The 17,083-nt window shown below is 64.7% G+C and carries 11 protein-coding genes; 4 read left to right on the forward strand and 7 right to left on the reverse strand.

Annotated elements, in window-relative coordinates:
* Positions 1-111: 111 nt before the first annotated feature.
* The 3 genes from ACMGG8_RS10495 to ACMGG8_RS10505 form a co-directional block, all read right to left on the reverse strand.
* Complete coding sequence (locus ACMGG8_RS10495; protein WP_108545290.1) at positions 112-2,532, reverse strand: glucose/quinate/shikimate family membrane-bound PQQ-dependent dehydrogenase; 2,421 nt, start codon at positions 2,530-2,532, stop codon at positions 112-114.
* 116 nt (positions 2,533-2,648) lie between these two features.
* Positions 2,649-4,022 (reverse strand): carbohydrate porin, encoded by a 1,374-nt coding sequence (locus tag ACMGG8_RS10500; protein ID WP_414159929.1) that lies wholly within the window; start codon positions 4,020-4,022, stop codon positions 2,649-2,651.
* 223 nt (positions 4,023-4,245) lie between these two features.
* The gene (locus tag ACMGG8_RS10505) at positions 4,246-5,448 is read right to left on the reverse strand and encodes a benzoate/H(+) symporter BenE family transporter (protein WP_060844490.1); all 1,203 of its coding nucleotides are present in this window, start codon (positions 5,446-5,448) and stop codon (positions 4,246-4,248) included.
* 307 nt (positions 5,449-5,755) lie between these two features.
* Here ACMGG8_RS10505 and ACMGG8_RS10510 point away from each other — a divergent pair, with 307 nt between their 5' ends.
* Positions 5,756-7,144 (forward strand): PLP-dependent aminotransferase family protein, encoded by a 1,389-nt coding sequence (locus tag ACMGG8_RS10510; RefSeq protein WP_060840839.1) that lies wholly within the window; start codon positions 5,756-5,758, stop codon positions 7,142-7,144.
* Between the two features lie 66 nt (positions 7,145-7,210).
* Here the strand turns inward: ACMGG8_RS10510 and ACMGG8_RS10515 are convergent, their stop codons facing one another.
* A complete protein-coding gene (locus tag ACMGG8_RS10515; RefSeq protein ID WP_414159556.1) occupies positions 7,211-9,250 on the reverse strand; it encodes a TonB-dependent receptor in 2,040 nt (679 codons plus the stop codon).
* A gap of 265 nt (positions 9,251-9,515) precedes the next feature.
* Here ACMGG8_RS10515 and ACMGG8_RS10520 point away from each other — a divergent pair, with 265 nt between their 5' ends.
* Complete coding sequence (locus ACMGG8_RS10520; RefSeq protein ID WP_019093117.1) at positions 9,516-9,746, forward strand: VF530 family DNA-binding protein; 231 nt, start codon at positions 9,516-9,518, stop codon at positions 9,744-9,746.
* Between the two features lie 8 nt (positions 9,747-9,754).
* Positions 9,755-10,423, forward strand: coding sequence for a Pr6Pr family membrane protein (locus ACMGG8_RS10525; RefSeq protein WP_108545292.1), 669 nt, complete (start codon positions 9,755-9,757; stop codon positions 10,421-10,423).
* Positions 10,424-10,429: 6 nt separating this feature from the next.
* Here the strand turns inward: ACMGG8_RS10525 and ACMGG8_RS10530 are convergent, their stop codons facing one another.
* The 3 genes from ACMGG8_RS10530 to ACMGG8_RS10540 all read right to left on the reverse strand — a co-directional run bounded on the left by ACMGG8_RS10530 (position 10,430) and on the right by ACMGG8_RS10540 (position 15,021).
* The gene (locus ACMGG8_RS10530; RefSeq protein WP_060840836.1) at positions 10,430-11,215 is read right to left on the reverse strand and encodes a siderophore-interacting protein; all 786 of its coding nucleotides are present in this window, start codon (positions 11,213-11,215) and stop codon (positions 10,430-10,432) included.
* Positions 11,212-11,790 (reverse strand): PadR family transcriptional regulator, encoded by a 579-nt coding sequence (locus ACMGG8_RS10535; protein WP_060840835.1) that lies wholly within the window; start codon positions 11,788-11,790, stop codon positions 11,212-11,214. The genes ACMGG8_RS10530 and ACMGG8_RS10535 overlap by 4 nt, the downstream gene beginning before the upstream one ends.
* Positions 11,791-11,913: 123 nt before the next feature.
* Positions 11,914-15,021, reverse strand: coding sequence for a transglycosylase domain-containing protein (locus ACMGG8_RS10540; protein WP_060840834.1), 3,108 nt, complete (start codon positions 15,019-15,021; stop codon positions 11,914-11,916).
* Positions 15,022-15,618: 597 nt separating this feature from the next.
* On the opposite strand from ACMGG8_RS10540, the gene ACMGG8_RS10545 reads away from it, so the two are divergent.
* Complete coding sequence (locus ACMGG8_RS10545) at positions 15,619-17,040, forward strand: amino acid permease (protein ID WP_016968550.1); 1,422 nt, start codon at positions 15,619-15,621, stop codon at positions 17,038-17,040.
* Positions 17,041-17,083 lie beyond the last annotated feature (43 nt).

Genomic DNA, 17,083 nt, shown 5'->3' on the forward strand with positions numbered 1-17,083 from the left:
CATACAGAAAAGCTGTACTCCCTAAGGGGAGTGATATTCCTAATGCGTAGCGATCACAAAAAAAGGCGGCTACCCGTAGGTAGCCGCCTTTTTCATCCCTGTCGGTAACGCTTATTCCGCCAGTTTGTAGGCAATGATGTAGTCGCCCATCTTGGTGCCCAGGGAGCCGTGGCCGCCCACGACCACCAGGACGTACTGCTTGCCGTCCTTGCCGGTGTAGCTCATCGGCGTGGCCTGGCCGCCCGCTGGCAGGCGGGATTTCCACAGTTCCTTGCCGTTTTTCACGTCATAGGCGCGGATGTACTGGTCCAGGGTGCCGCTGAGGAAGCCCACGCCACCGCCGGTGACCATGGAGCCGCCCATGCTCGGTACGCCGATTGGCAGGCCGATCGGGATCGGCGAGCTGTCGCGGCTGGTGCCGTTCTTGTGCTTCCACACCACCTTGTTGGTGGTCAGGTCGATACCGGCCACGTAGCCCCAGGCCGGTGCCTGGCAAGGTACGCCCAGAGGCGACATGAACGGGTGCATGATCACCGCGTAAGGCGCGCCAGTGTTGGGTTGCACGCCCGAGGTTTCGCTTTCGCGCTTGCTGCCGGCGGCGACTTCGGCCCGCGGCACCAGCTTGGAAACGAAGGCCATGTAGTTCGGGCTGGTGAACAGCAGTTGACGGACCGGGTCCAGCGACACGCTGCCCCAGTTGAACACGCCGACGTTACCCGGGTAGATCAGGCTGCCCTGCACCGACGGCGGGGTGTACTGACCTTCATAGCGCAGTTCCTTGAACTGGATGCGGCACAGCATCTGGTCGAACGGCGTGGCGCCCCACATGGCTTTTTCATCCAGTGGCGGTGGCAGCAGGTTCAGGTCCGAGCGGGCCTGGGTCGGGGCGGTGTGGTCGCCTTCGACCGCGCCGGTCGGGGCCGGGATTTCCTGGATCGGTACGATCGGGGTGCCGTCGCGACGGTCCAGCACGTACAGGCTGCCTTGCTTGGTCGGCTGGATCAGCGCCGGCTTGACGCCGTTCGCGGTCTTCATGTCGAGCAGGGTCGGCTGGCTGCCCACGTCCATGTCCCACAGGTCGTGGTGGGTGAACTGGTAGTTCCAGCGCAGCTTGCCGGTGTCGATGTCCAGGGCCACGGTGCCGGCGCTGAATTTCTCGGCGCCTGCGGTGCGGTTGCCGCCCCATTGGTCAGGCATCTGGTTGCCCAGTGGCAGGTAGACCATGCCCAGCTTCTCGTCGACGCTGGCCAGGGACCACATGTTCGGCGAGTTGCGGGTGTAGGTCTTGCCTTCCGGCAGGGGAGCGGTTTCGTCGGGGTTACCCGAATCCCAGTTCCACACCAGGTGACCGTCGTGCGCGTCGAAGGCGCGAATTACGCCGGACGGTTCGTTGGTCGATTCGTTGTCGGTGACGTGGCCGCCGATGATCACCAGGTTGCGGGTGATGGCTGCCGGCGAGGTGGAGTAGTAGCCACCCGGGGTGAACGGGCCGATACCGGCCTTGAGGTCCACGGCGCCCTTGTTGCCGAAGTCTTCACAGACCTTGCCGGTGTCGGCGTTGATGGCGATCAGGCGCGCATCGGCGGTGGGCAGGAACAGGCGGCGCGGGCAGCTGGCGGCGATGGCCTGGCCCGCGGGGGACAGGGTGGCCGGCTGGCTGATGGCGTCGGAGTTCTTGTAGTTGGCTTCGTCGTAGTACGACACGCCACGGCAGGTCATGTGCGCCCAGCCACGGAAGTCGTCGCCGTTGGGGCCTTGGATCTGCGGGTCGAAGCGCCAGATTTCCTTGCCGGTGTCCGGGTCCAGGGCCAGCACCTTGCTGTGGGCGGTGCAGGCATAGAGCATGCCGTTGACCTTCAGCGGGGTGTTCTGGTTGGTGATTTCCACCGGGTCCTTGGCGGTCGGCATGTCGCCGGTGCGGATGCGCCAGGCTTCCTGCAGCTTGCCGATGTTGCCCGGGGTGATCTGCTTCAGCGGCGAGTAGCGGTCGCCGAACTCGGTGCGGCCGTAGGCTTGCCATTCACCCTCGGGCATGGCCGGGGCGGTGCTGGTCATGTTGGCGCTGTCGCGACCCAGGTCGCCGGAGATTTCACCAGGGTGGGTGAACTGGCTGCCAATGGCGGCGCCACCGGCCAGGACCACGGCCACGCTCAGGGCCGCGGTGCCCATCGGTGCCGGGCCATCGCGCAGCAGCGGACGGCGGAACCAGGGCAGCAGCAGAACCACGCCGAGGGCGAACCACAGCGACAGGCGTGGCACCAGTTGCCACCAGTCCAGGCCGATTTCCCACAGCGACCAGACGGTGCTGGCGAACAGCACCAGGGCGTACAGACCCAGTGCCGCGCGTTTGCCGGCCAGCAACAGCAGGCCGGTCAGCGTCAGGCCGATACCGGCCAGGACGTAGTACAGCGAGCCGCCGAGCATGCTCAGCTTGATCCCCCCGGCCAGCAAGGCCAGGCCCATTAGCAGCAGCAAGATCCCGAGCAGGCTTGGCAGCCAGCGGCTCGGACTTGAAGCACCCTCAGTGCTCATAGTGTGGTTCTCCGTGACGTTAAGAGTGGACCCGCGCTTGTTCACTGTAGATGACGATCAGGCGCGGGCTTGGTTCAGCTGAAAACTGTGAATGACGTTGTTGGGTGCCAGGGGCCTTAGAACGAACTCTGGATCTTGATCCCGCCGATCAGGGCGTCGTCCACCTGGCTTACGCCACCGGGATGGCGGATGTATTGCAGGTTGGGGCGCACGGTCAGCCAGTTGGCCAGGTGTAGGCCGTAGTACAGCTCGGCGCTGTATTCGGTGTCCTGCGGCGGCAGGTAGCCGGGTTTGTCGTAGTCGTAGATCGCGCGGGCCTGGTTGCTGGCCTGGGCGTTCTTGCGGTACGCCGGGTTGACGTGGACCCGGGCCAGGGCAAAGCCGATGTCGTCCTTGGCGCGGGCATCGAACAGGCCCTTGTAGACCAGGCCGGCCTGGACGTAGTTGTCGATGGCGTTGGTCTTCTTGTCGTGGGCGGTGACGTTGGCGAACAGGCTCAGGCCGCGGGAATGGTCGCTGGCGACGCTGGTGACTTGCTGTTGCGCGCCGAACCACAGGCCGTGCTTGCTTGAGCTGCTGCGGTAGGCTTCGCCGCTCAGGGCCGCGCTCTGGCCGTTGCTGTCCTTGTACACGTCGTTGGCCTTGGCGCTGCTGTAGTAGTAGCCGGCGCGGTATTCACCGGCCAGGCCGTTGAGCTTGGGCGTCCACACCAGTTCCACCGGCAACAGGGTGCCCTGGGTGCCGCTGCCGCTGAGCTTGAAGCCGTTGTCGCGGTCCAGGTTCGACGGGTTCTGCTCATAGGCGCCGATCTGCGCGTAGACCTCTGGGGTCAGGTGGTATTTGACCCGCAGCGCCCACTGGCTGACCGGCCAGTTGTACCAGACGCTGCCGGCCCAGTTGCCCACCTGGGAGCCGCAGAACGCCAGGTTCTGGAAGTCGCAGGGGAAGCTGTTGAAGTCTTCGCCCTGGCCGAAGCGGCCGGCCTTGATGTCGAGCTTCTGGTCGAAGAATTTCTGCTGGTACCACATCTGCGTCAGGCGCCAGGTCTGGCCGCGGCCCCAGACTTCCTGGGCCGAGGTGAAGCCGCCGACCCGTGGGTCGTTGATCCGGTCGTTGCTGATGTTGTCGCCGTCGCGCTTGGTCACCGTCAGTTGGAACTCGGCGTCATCCCAGCCGAGGATCTTCTGCAGGTCCAGGTGGCTGCCGAAGGCGAACTGGTCGCTGTAGCGCGCGGTGCGGTCGTGGTCGTAGCCACCGTGCAGGTTCGACCCCATCTCGCCGACGTAATCGACCTTGAAGTCGTAGCCCTTGTTCGCCAGTTCCGTGCGTGTGCCGTTCCAGTCGCCCAGCATCCAGGGCGAGTCGCTGTCGAAGGCCGGGGCGGCCTGGGTGCAGGCGGCGAACCCCAGGGCGCCGAGCAGGCTCAGGGTCTTGGGCAGGGCAACGGGAGTCAGGACAGCGCTGTCTTTTAAACGCTGAAAAACGGGCATAGGCATTCGAGTCAGGTCTTTTTCTAGGAATAGGCAGAAGCAAGGGCAGGCTGCGTGGCCTTGATCGCGATGGATCAAGGTGGCATGCCGCTGATTTCAAAAGGAAAGATGAAGCGTTTCAGCTTCAGGGTGCGAAGGATAAAGCGCCGTCTCCTGGAGAGAAAGCGCTTTTATTGACATGAACCCTTTCGGATTCGGTAACAGTGGCCGGGGCCGGGCAGGTTCAGCGCGGCGCGGTGGCCGCGGCGAGGGCGTGTTTCTGCCGGGTGTAGCTCAAGACGAAGTGCGCCACCAGGCCGAAGATCAGCCCCCAGAACGCCGCCGCCAGGCCGAGGAAACTCATGCCCGAGGCGGTGACCAGGAAGGTGATCAGCGCGGCTTCACGCTGCTTCTCGTCGGCCATGGCGCCGCTGAGCCCGGCGCTGATGGCACCGAACAGGGCCAGGCCGGCCAGGGCCGCGATCAGTTCCTTGGGCAGGGCGGCGAACACCGAGGCCAGGGTCGCGCCGAAAATCCCCATGAGGATGTAGAACAGGCCGCAGGCGATCCCGGCGATGTAGCGCTTGTTCGGGTCTTCGTGGGCTTCGCGGCCGGTGCAGATGGCGGCGGTGATGGCGGCGAGGTTGATGCCGTGGGAGCCGAAGGGCGCCAGCAGCGCCGACGTGATGGCGGTCCAGGACACGATCGAGCGCGCCGGGGTGGTGTAGCCGGCGCTGCGCATCACCGCCATGCCCGGCACGTATTGCCCGGTCAGGGTCACCAGGGCCAGGGGCAGGCCGATGTTGACGATGGCGTGCCAGTTCCACTCGGGGGCGATGAAGATCGGTTCGGCCAGGGCCAGGGTGATGGAGCCACCGTTGAACTCGCCAAGGCCGGCGGCCACGGCGCAGCCCACCAGCAGCACCGCGAGAATCGCGTAGCGTGGCGAGAAGCGTTTGCCCAGCAGATAGGCGGCGATCATTGCCAGCACCAGGGCCGGTTGCAGGGTCACCGAAGTGAACAGCCCGGCGCCGAAGCGGAACAGGATGCCCGCCAGCATGGCCGCGGCAATGGCCTTGGGCAGGCGGCTCATGAGCTTGTCGAAGGCCCCGGACAGGCCGAGCACGGCGATGATCAACGAGGCCACGACATAGGCGCCGATGGCCTGGGGCAGCGATACCGTGGGCAGCATCGATACCAGCAGCGCTGCGCCGGGAGTGGACCAGGCGGTGATCACCGGCACTTTCAGGCGCCAGCTCAGCAGCAGGCCGGTGAGGCCGCTGCCGATGGAGATGGCCCAGATCCAGGACGACACCTGGTCACTGGGCATATGGGCTTCGCGGGCGGCCTGGAACACGATGATCAAGGGGCCGGCGTAGGAAATGATCACGGCGATCAGGCCGGCGATCACGGCGGAGAGGGACAGGTCCTTGCTGAGACTGTGCATGGCATCTCGACTGGGCATGGGGTGGAAGAAGTTGAGTCGATTGAGTTGGCGCGGGTCGAGTGTATTTCAATGAATTGAATCGATTCAATTGTTTCTCGATGTGGGCACGGCAAAATCGTTGGTGATTGGCAGTCAAGTTACTGATTTATAGGGTTTTATAGGGTTTTCAAAAAGTTGTTGGACGAATCTAGGCCAGCGGTTTGGCCTATGGATCGAATCAATTTGTCAAATGAGTCGATGTTAAGGTCGATGCACGGCTGTGATATGCTCCGGTCCACCTCAACGCAGCCGATGGTCATCAGCCTCCATGTGGGTTCCCCAGTTAAGCGAGTTCAATCAGCCGGTCTACCTGTCCATTGCCGATGCCCTGGCGCGGGATATCGGCAGCGGCCTGTTGAATGACGGTGATCGTCTGCCGACCCTGCGCGAGCTGGCGGTGACCCTGAATGTCACCCCCGGCACCATCAGCCGCGCCTACAGCGAAGCCCAGCGGCGCGGGCTGGTGCAGGGGGAAGTCGGGCGTGGCACCTACGTGCTGGCGCAGCCGCCGCTGGCGTTGCCCGAAGGTTCCAGCGCGCCGTCGCTGTCCCTGGGCCAGTCCGACGTCCTGGACCTGTCGATCATCAAGCCCTACAGCGAAACCCTGGAGTACTGGTTGCGCGGCGCCCTGGTGGGCATGGCCCACAGCAGCGACTTCGGCCGCGCCCTGGACTACGCCCCCGACGGTGGCCATCCGGCCCATCGCGAAGCCGGTGCCCAGTGGTTGCGCCACTCCCTGTCCGAAGTCCATTGGCAACAGGTGGTGCTGACGGCCGGGGCCCAGCACGGCCTGACGGTGGCCATCAGCGCCTTGAGTAACGCCGGTGACCTGCTGCTTTGCGAGTCGTTGACCTACCCGGGCATCATCTCCGTGGCCCATGGCCTGGAGCGGCGCCTGAGGGGCGTGGCGATGGACGAGGAGGGGATGCTGCCCGAGGCCCTGCGCGAGCAGTGCCTGCGGGAAAAACCGACATTGCTGGTGTGCGTCGCCAGTTGTCAGAACCCCACCACGGCGATCATGTCGCCCCGGCGCCGGGCGCAGATCGCGGCGATTGCCGAAGAGTTCGACTTTCTGATCATCGACGACGATATCTACGGCTTTCTTGCCACCGATCCGTCGATCAAGCCGCTTTCCAGCTATGCGCCGCAGCGTTCGGTGTACCTCACCAGCCTGTCCAAGGCGATCATGCCGGCGTTGCGCGTGGGTTACCTCTACAGCCCGCCCAAGCTGCTGTCGCGCCTGAGCTCGATGGTTCGCAGCAGTGTGTGGATGCCGTCGCCCCTGACCGCGCAATTGGCCAGCAACGTGATTGTCGAGGGGTTGGATCGCAAGCTGGTGCAGACCCAGCGCAGCGAAGCGGCAGTGCGCCAGGCGATCGCCCGGGAGGTGTTTGCCGGTCTGCAGATCCAGACCCAGCCCCACAGCTATCACCTGTGGCTGACGTTGCCGGAGCCGTGGAGCGCTGATGAGTTCGCCACCCTGGCCCGGGCCAATGGGGTGCTGGTGATGAGCGGCAGCCAGTTCCAGGTGGAACGCGGCGTCAGCTCCCGTTGTGTGCGGGTGGTGCTGATGTCGCCCACCACCCGGGACGAGTTGCGTTTTGCCCTGACTCAGCTGGCCAGCCTGATCGAGGCGGACCCGCGCCGTTATCGCTAAGCCCTTTGCCGGCAAGCCGGCTCCTGCACCGATCGGTAGGAGCCGGCTTGTCGGCGAACAGGGCCCTTAGAAGGTGGTGCGCAAGCCCACTTCCACGCTGCGCCCGGCGGCCGGGGCGATATCCCGCAGGATCGAGCTGGCGTAGCGCACGGTCTGGTTGGTCAGGTTCTCGCCCTTGACGAAGGCCAGCCACTGGCTATGGCCGATGTCGAAGCGATAGCCGGCGCTGGCGCCAAAGGTGGTGTAGCCATCGGTGCCGCTTTCGTGGTCCGGCACCCGGCCCTGGCTGGCGGCATGTTGCACATCCAGGCGCGCCTGCCAGCGATCCAGTTCCCACAGCAGGCCGCTGTTCAGACGCAGCGGAGCAATGCGCGGCAGGTCCTGGCCGTTGTCCAGGTTCTTGGCCCGGGTGTAGTCGCCGGACAGCTCCAGGGCGAACTTGCCGTAGGCGCTTTCCCCCAGGGTCCAGCGATCCTGGGCTTCGATCCCGGTGAAGCGTGCTCGTACTCCGCTGTAGGCGTATTCCGGAATTCCGCCTGCCTCTTCTTCGCCTTCATCGTTGAGGGTCCGCCCCGTGCCCAGCAGGCCGATGTAGTTGGAGAAGTGACTGTAGAACACCCCGACGCTGCCTTTGTGGGTGCCGTTGTCGAAGCGCAGGGCCAGGTCGCTGGACACGGCTTTTTCCTTCGACAGCTTGGCGTTGCCCACTTCATAGGTGCCGGTGGCGACGTGGGCGCCGTTGGCATACAGCTCATAGAAGGTCGGAGCGCGTTCGGTGTAGCCCAGGGTCGCGGCCAGGGACCAGACCGGGGTCAGGGTGTAGACCGCGCCGGAGGACAGGCTGCCGGCGGTGAAGCTGCTGGACTTGTCGGCCTGGGCGAAGCGTGGGTTGCCTTTGCCGTCCGGGTCCACGGTGGTGTGTTCCAGGCGCCCGCCAAGGCTCAGGCGCAGGCGTTCGCTGGCTTGCAGTTCTTCGAGGATGAACAGCGCGCCGCTGTTGGTATCGGTTTGCGGGACGAAGGCTTCTTCGCCCAGGGCGGAGAACTCGTTGCGATTGACCTGGGCGCCGATCACCCCTTCCAGCGGGCCGAGGGGCTGGTGCCGGGCTTCGACCCGGGCTTCGTAACCCTTGTTCTTGAAGGTGGTGCCGGTTTCGCCGCCCTCGATCTCACGGTGTTGGTAGTCGGTATAGCCCGCGTTGAACTTGAGCGAGCTGAACGGCCCCTGCAGGTTGCGCAGTTCCGAAGCGAAGGCGTAGTGGTCCTGCTTCATGCGGATGCGCACGTCGTCTTCGGCGGGGGAGCCGTAGTTGGAGTCGTAGTTGCTGTAGGACAGGCCGGCATAACCGTCGTCCCAGGTGTAGGAGCCGCCGATGGCGCCGCCGTCCTGGCGTCCGTCGCTGTTGCCCAGGCGGCCTTTCTTGCCATCGCCGTCGTCACTGGCCGGGGCGTGGCGGCTGCGGGCGTAGCCGGGAATCTTCAGGTCGTTGAACTGCCGGGAGTTGGCGTCCAGGTGCAGGGCGAAGGTGCCGTCGCCGGCTTCCAGTTTGCCGGCGCTGCTGCGGGTGGTGTCGGCGCCGCCGTAGCGCAACTCGCCGGCGCCGTGAATCCCTTCGATGGCTTCGGTGGGAATGCGATTGTCGAAGCTGTTGATCACTCCGCCAATGGCGTTGCCGCCGTACAGCAGGGCCGCCGGGCCGCGGACGATTTCAATGCGCTCGACGTTCACCGGGTCCAGGGGCACCGCGTGATCGTAGGACAGCGACGAAGCATCCAGGGCGCCGACGCCGTTCTGCAGGATGCGGATGCGGTCGCCGTCCAGGCCGCGAATCACCGGGCGGCTGGCGCCGGGGCCGAAGTAGGACGAAGACACCCCCGGCTGTTTGTTCAGGGTTTCACCGAGGCTGCCTTTCTGTTCCAGGGTCAGTTGGTCGCCTTCCAGCACGGTGCTCGGGGCGGCCAGCTCGGTGCTGCCCAAAGGGTTGGCGGTGATGACCTGCCGGGGCAATTCCACGGCGTGGGCCTGTGAGGCAAGCAGCAGTGCGGCGGACAGGGGCGACAGGCGCCACAGTAAAGAGCGAGAAGGACGGGAGGCTGAACGGGACATCGGTCATTCCTTGGCAAGCAGGGCGCTAGGCGCTTTGAGTCAGAGGACAGGCGGGACACGGGGGTGTCCAGAATGCGGGTGAGTTGTTATTGATTGATACAATATAACATCTCTTTTATCGCGAAAAGCCAGGAACTTTTTGTCGCTCATGCCCGAGCACCGCACGGGCGGGTGGCGGCTACAGTTATTCAAGCGCTCTGGCGCGGGGGCATGCCCTCGGCTAAGGTGCGCGGCTTTCCCTCTTTTCTTCCCGCAAAGGCCTGGCATGACCGACACCCACACCGACCCGCTGCATGGCGTGACCCTGGAACAGATCCTCAAGGCGCTGGTGGAGCACTACGAGTGGTCGGGGTTGGCCGAGCGCATCGATATCCGCTGTTTCAAGAGCGATCCGAGCATCAAGTCGAGCCTGACCTTCCTGCGCAAGACGCCCTGGGCGCGGGAAAAGGTCGAGAAGCTCTACGTGAAGTTGCAACGCACCAAGCGCCCGCTTTAAGGAACCCCATGGCTGGCTTCTCGCTGCGGGGGCTGTTCACTCGGCGCGGCCTGATTGCCGTGGCGGCGATCCTTGGCTGGTTCGGGCTGACCGTCCAGCTGTACCTGATCCTGCTGCTGCGCTGGGAGGTGGGCGCCAGTCTGTTGGGCGGCCTGGTGAATTTCTTCAGCTTCTTCACCGTGCTCAGCAACACCCTGGTGGCCAGTGTGCTGACCTGCGCCCTGAACCTGCGGATATCCCGGGGGCAGGCATTCATGCTCAGGCCCGCGGTCAGTGGCGCGGTGGCGGCGAGCATTGTGCTGGTGGGCTTGGCCTACAGCCTGCTGTTGCGTCACCTGTGGCATCCCCAGGGTTGGCAATGGCTGGCCGATGAGTTGCTGCACGACGTGATGCCGCTGCTGTTTTTGCTCTATTGGTGGTGTTGCGTGCCCAAGGGCGGGCTGCGGCTCAAGCACATCGGTCTGTGGATGCTCTACCCGGTGCTGTATTTCGCCTACCTGCTGTTGCGCGGAAATCTGCTGGGGCTGTACCCCTATCCCTTCATTGCGGTGGACAAGTTGGGGTATCCCCAGGTGTTGCTCAATGCCCTGGGGATATTGGCCGGATTTGTCCTGGTGTCCCTGCTGTTGCTGGGCCTGGACCGCTGGCTGGGCAGGCGCCAATCCCAGCCCCGGTAGGCAGGGTTATTCCGCTTCGCTGCTGTCCAGGCGCCAGTAACCGGCAGCCTTGACGAATTCGTCGTTGAGCCGGTGTTCATCCAGCAACACCCGACGAACCTGGCGCGACACTTTGCTCTCGGTGGCCACCCAGGCGTACAGCTTGCCTGGCGGCATCTGCAACTGACGCACGGTGCTGAGCAGGTCCTGCCCGCCACCGTCACGTTCGACCCAGATCACCTGCACCTCGGCGGCGCTGTCCAGGGGCTGACGTTCGGCGGCGTCCTGTACCTCGATCACCGCCAGCACCCGGCGGCCGGCCGGCAGTTCTTCCAGGCGCCGGGCGATGGCCGGCAAGGCGGTTTCGTCGCCGATCAACAGGTAGCTGTCGAAGATGTCCGGCACGATCATCGAGCCCCGGGGCCCGCCGATGTGCAGGTACTGCCCCGGCTTGGCCTGCTCGGCCCAGGTCGAAGCGGGGCCGTCGCCGTGGAGCACGAAGTCGATGTCCAGTTCGCCCAGCTCCAGGTCGTAGCGGCGTGGGGTGTAGTCGCGCATGGCCGGCATCGGGCCGCTGTCCTTGCCCGGGCCCAGCACCAGGGTTTCCAGGGCGGCTTGCTGTTCGGCGTTCTGCGGAAACAGCAGCTTCACATGGTCGTCGCTGCCCAGGCTGATGAAGCCGGCCAGCTCGGGCCCGCCGAGGGTGATGCGGCGCATGCGCGGGGTCAGGTCGACGACACGCAGGACCTCCAGGCGCCGGCGCTTGATCTCGTGCATGACCCGGTGAATGGACAGTTCTGGGCTGGCAGTCATTGGCTTTTCTCCTGGGCAGGGTGGCTGAGGGGGCCATCGACAATGGCCTTGGCGGTGTTGTTCAGCAGGTCGCGGACCCGGAGGATTTCTTCCGGGCTCCAGCGGCCGTGGTGCATCTGCAGGGCGTGGCGCAGGTTGTGCACCGCCTCGTGGATCTCCGCGGGGCGATCGTGCCCGCGCAGGGAACGCTTGCTGACTTCGATGCGCATGCGCACGCCGTCCAGGGCGATGGCTTGTTCTTGCAAGGACTGACGTCCGGCGTCGGTCACGCTGTAGCGCTTTTTGCCGCCTTCGGCGTCGCCCAGGATCAGCTCGCTTTCTTCCAGGAAGGTCAGGGTCGGGTAGATCACCCCGGGGCTGGGGCTGTAGGCGCCGTCGAACATGCTTTCGATCTGGCGGATCAGGTCGTAGCCGTGGCACGGCTGTTCGGCGATCAGCGCCAAGAGCAGCAGTTTCAGGTCGCCGGGGGCGAAGACCCGGGGTCCGCGACCACCGCGTTCGCGGCCGGGGCGGCGTTCGAAAATCTCATGGTTGTCCCCGTGTTCACGATGGGGAGGAGGGTGATGCTCGCTCATTTTCTCTTTCTCCGTTTCGATTTAGACATAACTTAAGATATATCTTAAGTGGCGTGCAAGCATTTCTGCCCGCGACGCAGCGGCCGTTTGTCGGGGAAGGAGGAGTGGACGACGAACCCGGATTCAGCGTTGGGCGAGGTTGCCCAGGCACTGGGTACTGCTGTCCGGCTGCAGGTACGGCATGAGGATCGGCGCCATGCCCTTGAGCACCTGCACCGGCAAGGCCGAGGTGAACTTGAAGGCTTGTGCCGAGGCGCCCGGCACGTAGGCGGTGAGGGTGCCGAAGTGGTGCTCGCCGATATAGAACACGAAGGTCGCGGTGCGGTTGATGGACTTGGAACTCAGCACCCGACCGCCGGCACCGATGGCTTCGATGCGGTTGTCGCCGGTGCCGGTCTTGCCGCCCATGGCCAGCGGGGTGCCATCCGCCAGCTTGAAGCTGCCGGACACCCGTTTCGCGGTGCCGGCATCCACCACCTGGGACAAGGCCCCGCGCAGGGCCGTGGCGACTTCCGACGGCATGACCCGCTTGCCCTTGCCCGGGTCATTGCTCAGGCGGGTTTCGTAGGGCGTGCCGGCGGCGAAGTGCAGGCTGTCGATGCGCAAGGTCGGCAGGCGCACGCCGTCGTTGAGGATGGTGCCCACCAGCTCGGCCAGGGCCGCCGGACGGTCGCCGGAGCTGCCGATGGCGGTGGCCAGGGACGGCACCAGGTGGTCGAACGGATAGCCGACGCTCTGCCAGCGCTGGTGAATATCCAGAAACGCCTCGATCTCCAGCATGGTGCGGATGCGGCTGTCCCGGGCGCTGCGATGGCGACTCTTGAACAGCCAGCTGTACACCTCCTGACGCTCGAACTCGCTGGCCTTGACGATCTGGCTGAAGCTCGCGTCGGGGTTGTTCATCAGGTAGCCCAGCAGCCATAGATCCAGGGGGTGGACCTTGGCGATGTAGCCCTGGTCCGGCAGGTCGTAGGCTCCTGGGCCATAGCTGGCGTAGAGCTTGTCCAGGCGTTCGTCGGTGAGCTTTTCGCCGGTCTTGGCGTTTTTCATGTGGGCCCGGACAAAGCGCTTGAAGCTTTCCTGGCTGGCATCGGGCAGCAGGTAGCGGTGCACCGCGGCCAGGCGGATCGCCGTGGGATGCATGCCGTCGAGAAAGGTGTCCAGGCGTGTCTGGGTGTCCTTGTTGCGGTACTTCTTCCAGAACCGCAGGAGAAACGACGTGCCTTCGCGATCGGCGAAGCGCGCCAGGTACTCCTGGCGCCGCGGGTTGGCGTCGTCGCTGAGCAGTTCGGCGCTGGCGCTGTCGCCACCGTAGGTGCTGTAGCGCACCAGATCGCGCATCAGGCGGATGAACGGCAGGTTGATGGATTCGCGCAGGGCATCGCGCAGGGTCGGGCTGCGGCCGTTGTCTTCATTGCGGAAGTTGTGGAAGTGATGCACCCCGCCGCCGGTGAAGAAGGCTTCGCCGGGACTGGCGGAGTAGGTGCGGTCCAGGGCCGCGTCGAGCATCTTCGGCAGGCTGCGGTCGCTGTTCTGCATCAGGTAGTCGATGGCCCAGCGGCTCAGCCGGTCCTGGTCGTTGACCGCAACCTTCTTCAGCTCGGCCGGGGTCTGTCCGGCATGCCTGTCGTGCAGCTCGGCGATGATCTGCAGGTAGGTGGTCAGCACCCGCAGCTTGGCGGTGGAGCCCAGTTCCAGCTTACTGCCTTCGTTGATATCGAACGGCTGGTCGGTGCTGTCGGTCTGCACTCGCACCCGCGAGCCGTCCGGGGTCAGTTCGAATAGGGTGAAGCTGTAGCGCACCTGGGTGGTGCTGGTGGGGGTCAGCAGGCGCTCGCCGAGCACGCCGATCTGCGCGGCGAAGGCCGGGTCGGCCAGGTGCTTGAGGTAGTCGGTGGCCTGGCGTTGCAGGTCGCTCTGCAGGGTGCTGGTGGCGGACAGGTCGAGGCGGTCCAGGTCGTACAGGGGCCGGTTGAGCAGCGCCGCCAGCCGGCTGCGGGCCACGCTGATGCCCTTGTTGGTTTCGATCGGCTGGATCGTCGGCTGTTGCTGCCAGTCGCGGTAGCTGACCTTGCTGGCCAGGGCGGCGGCGCTCAGGGCCGGGTCGATGATGTCGTTCTGGGCCAGCAGGCGGATATGGCTGTCGGTCAGTTCCGCCAGCTCTGCGCGGCCCTTGGCCAGGTAATGGGAAGGGCGACGCTGCGCGATCATCAGCGACAGCACCTGACGCAGGGCCAACCCGCGCTGGGCCAGGCTTTGCGAGTCGTTGGCGGTGCTGCTCAGCGCCCGGTTGACCTGTTCGAAATCGGCGCCGTACCAGACCCGCAATCCTTCGGCCATGCCATGCACCTCACCGTGTCCGGGCACTGCCGACAGCGGCACGCTGTTGAGGTAGTCGCGGACGATCCGGCGCCGGGCTTCCAGGGTTTGCGGGCCATCCTGATAGGCACGCACGCTGGCAGAGACCATCTGCCGGATCTTCTCGCCCCCGGACAGCGTCAGGCCGTCGGGGGAGTGGCGGTATTTCTCCAATTGGGTGGCCAGGGTGCTGCCGCCGGCTGTCTGTCCCGGCAGGTGCATGAGCTTGGCCACCTGGGACCAGGCGGCCTTGGCGAAGCGTGGCCAGTCCACCGCCGGATTGGCCAGGGCCAGCTTGGGATCCAGCAGGTCGCGGTTCTCGATGAACAGCAGGCTGTGCACCATCAGCGGGGGGATGCTGGCGAAACTGGCATACAGCTGTTGCGGATAATTGAAGCGGTACAAGGGCGCGGCGCGGCAATCGGTGATGGACAGCCCGGCCTGGATCTTTTCGGTATAGGGCACGAAAAAGCCATGTTTGCTGTAGTCCATCAACGCTGCGGAAAACCGCGTCTGCGCGTCGATCTGGTAGCCGCGCTTGAGCAGGCGCGGCAGGAATTCCCCCAGGGCGCTGTAGCCCAGGCGGCGGTCGAAGGGACCGGCGCCAGGGTAGAGCACGGCATCGCTGGGCCCGGGTTGCAGGGAGTAGCTCAAATCGCTGGCCAGCCGGCTGAATTCCCGGGCCTGGAGCTTGGAGGTGCGCATCTCCCGGGACGCGGCCACCCCCAGGGCAATCAGGGCAATCAGCAGCAACAGCCAGAACAGGCGCCAGGCATAACGGCGCGCTCGGGGCTTTTTGGGTAAAGGCGCTTCGTCCTCGCTGTGGCCTGGCACTGCGGTTTTACGCGAATCGGTTTGCCACAGAGCGCCCATAGTCGATTGATCCATTCACGCAGATTGATCGGACTTGCCTGAAGCTTAGTCGGTGGCGGCCATGGGTGAGGAAATTGTGAAAACAGCTCGGTCCCGCCTCTGTGGCGAGGGAGCTTGCTCCCGTCCGGCTGCGCAGCAGCCGCCAAGCCTGAGCATGGGTTGCGTCAGAGAGATCACGGTGGCTGAGTCCAGGGCCGCTGCGCGACCCGGCGGGAGCAAGCTCCCTCGCCACAGGGTGGTGGGAGATTGCCGGACTAGAGCCTTTGCATAGGTAAATACGCCCTAGGTAGGGGCATGACGATGCACCAGGGCTGTGCAATACTCCGGACCCTTTCGGAATGAGGTATTGAGGCAAAAAGCAGGTAATGCTTCTTTGCAAAAGCGCTTTAGGCCGAGATTTCTCTCTGAATTTAGCTACTTATAGAGTGAAAAGCCCTATCAGGAGCTTTTTATACTGCGCACCCCGCTGATCTGGCAGGTCTTGTCCTACAGACGCGCCGCCCCACAAGGCCGGAACGGTTGAGCAAGCTGCGGCTACCCGCCATGGCTTCGCAGACTCGGTGGTTCAATCCAATAACAAAATGAGGTTGTATCTCTATGTCAGTTGGCAACCAACTGCCCCACGGCGAGTCCGCTCAGGGCGGTCCGCTGAAACGCGAACTGGGTGAACGGCATATTCGCTTGATGGCCCTGGGCGCCTGCATTGGTGTCGGCCTGTTCCTGGGCTCGGCCAAGGCCATCGAAATGGCCGGCCCGGCCATCATGCTGTCCTACATCATCGGCGGCCTGGCGATCCTGGTGATCATGCGTGCCCTCGGCGAGATGGCGGTGCACAACCCGGTCGCCGGTTCCTTCAGCCGTTACGCACAAGACTACCTGGGTCCATTGGCGGGTTTTCTCACCGGCTGGAACTACTGGTTCCTGTGGCTGGTGACCTGCGTCGCGGAAATCACCGCGGTGGCGGTGTACATGGGCATCTGGTTCCCCGATGTGCCGCGCTGGATCTGGGCCCTGGCGGCCCTGGTGAGCATGGGCTCGATCAACCTGATCGCGGTCAAGGCCTTCGGTGAGTTCGAGTTCTGGTTTGCTCTGATCAAGATCGTCACCATCATCGCCATGGTCATCGGCGGTGTCGGCATCATTGCCTTCGGCTTCGGCAACGATGGCGTGGCCCTGGGGATCTCCAACCTGTGGACCCACGGCGGCTTCATGCCCAATGGCGTGACCGGCGTGCTGATGTCGCTGCAGATGGTGATGTTCGCCTACCTGGGCGTAGAGATGATCGGCCTCACCGCCGGTGAAGCGCGCAACCCGCAGAAGACCATTCCCAACGCCATCGGCTCGGTGTTCTGGCGCATCCTGCTGTTCTACGTGGGCGCGCTGTTCGTGATCCTGTCGATCTACCCGTGGAACGAGATCGGCACCCAGGGCAGCCCGTTCGTGATGACCTTCGAGCGTCTGGGCATCAAGACCGCCGCCGGCATCATCAACTTCGTGGTGATCACCGCCGCGCTGTCGTCCTGCAACGGCGGCATCTTCAGCACCGGGCGCATGCTCTACAGCCTGGCGCAGAACGGCCAGGCCCCGGCCGGCTTCGCCAAGACCTCGAACAACGGCGTGCCGCGTCGCGCGCTGCTGCTGTCGATCTTCGCCTTGCTGCTGGGCGTGCTGCTGAACTACCTGGTGCCGGAGAAGGTGTTCGTCTGGGTGACTTCGATCGCCACCTTCGGTGCGATCTGGACCTGGGTGATGATCCTGCTGGCCCAGCTCAAGTTCCGCAAGGGCCTGAGCCCGAGCGAGCGTGCCGCGTTGAAGTACCGCATGTGGCTGTACCCGGTCAGTTCCTACCTGGCCCTGGCGTTCCTGGTGCTGGTGGTGGGGCTGATGGCCTACTTCCCGGACACCCGCGTGGCGCTGTACGTCGGCCCGGCGTTCCTGGTGCTGCTGACCGTGCTGTTCTACCTGTTCAAGCTGCAACCGACCAATGTCCAGCAAGGGGCGGTACGCTCGGCGTCCTGAGGGGGGCTGCGGGGATGCGGCTGGCTTGAACATCCCCGGCTGA

The sequence above is a fragment of the Pseudomonas sp. BNK-45 genome (assembly GCF_047456255.1).
Classification (GTDB): Bacteria; Pseudomonadota; Gammaproteobacteria; order Pseudomonadales; family Pseudomonadaceae; genus Aquipseudomonas.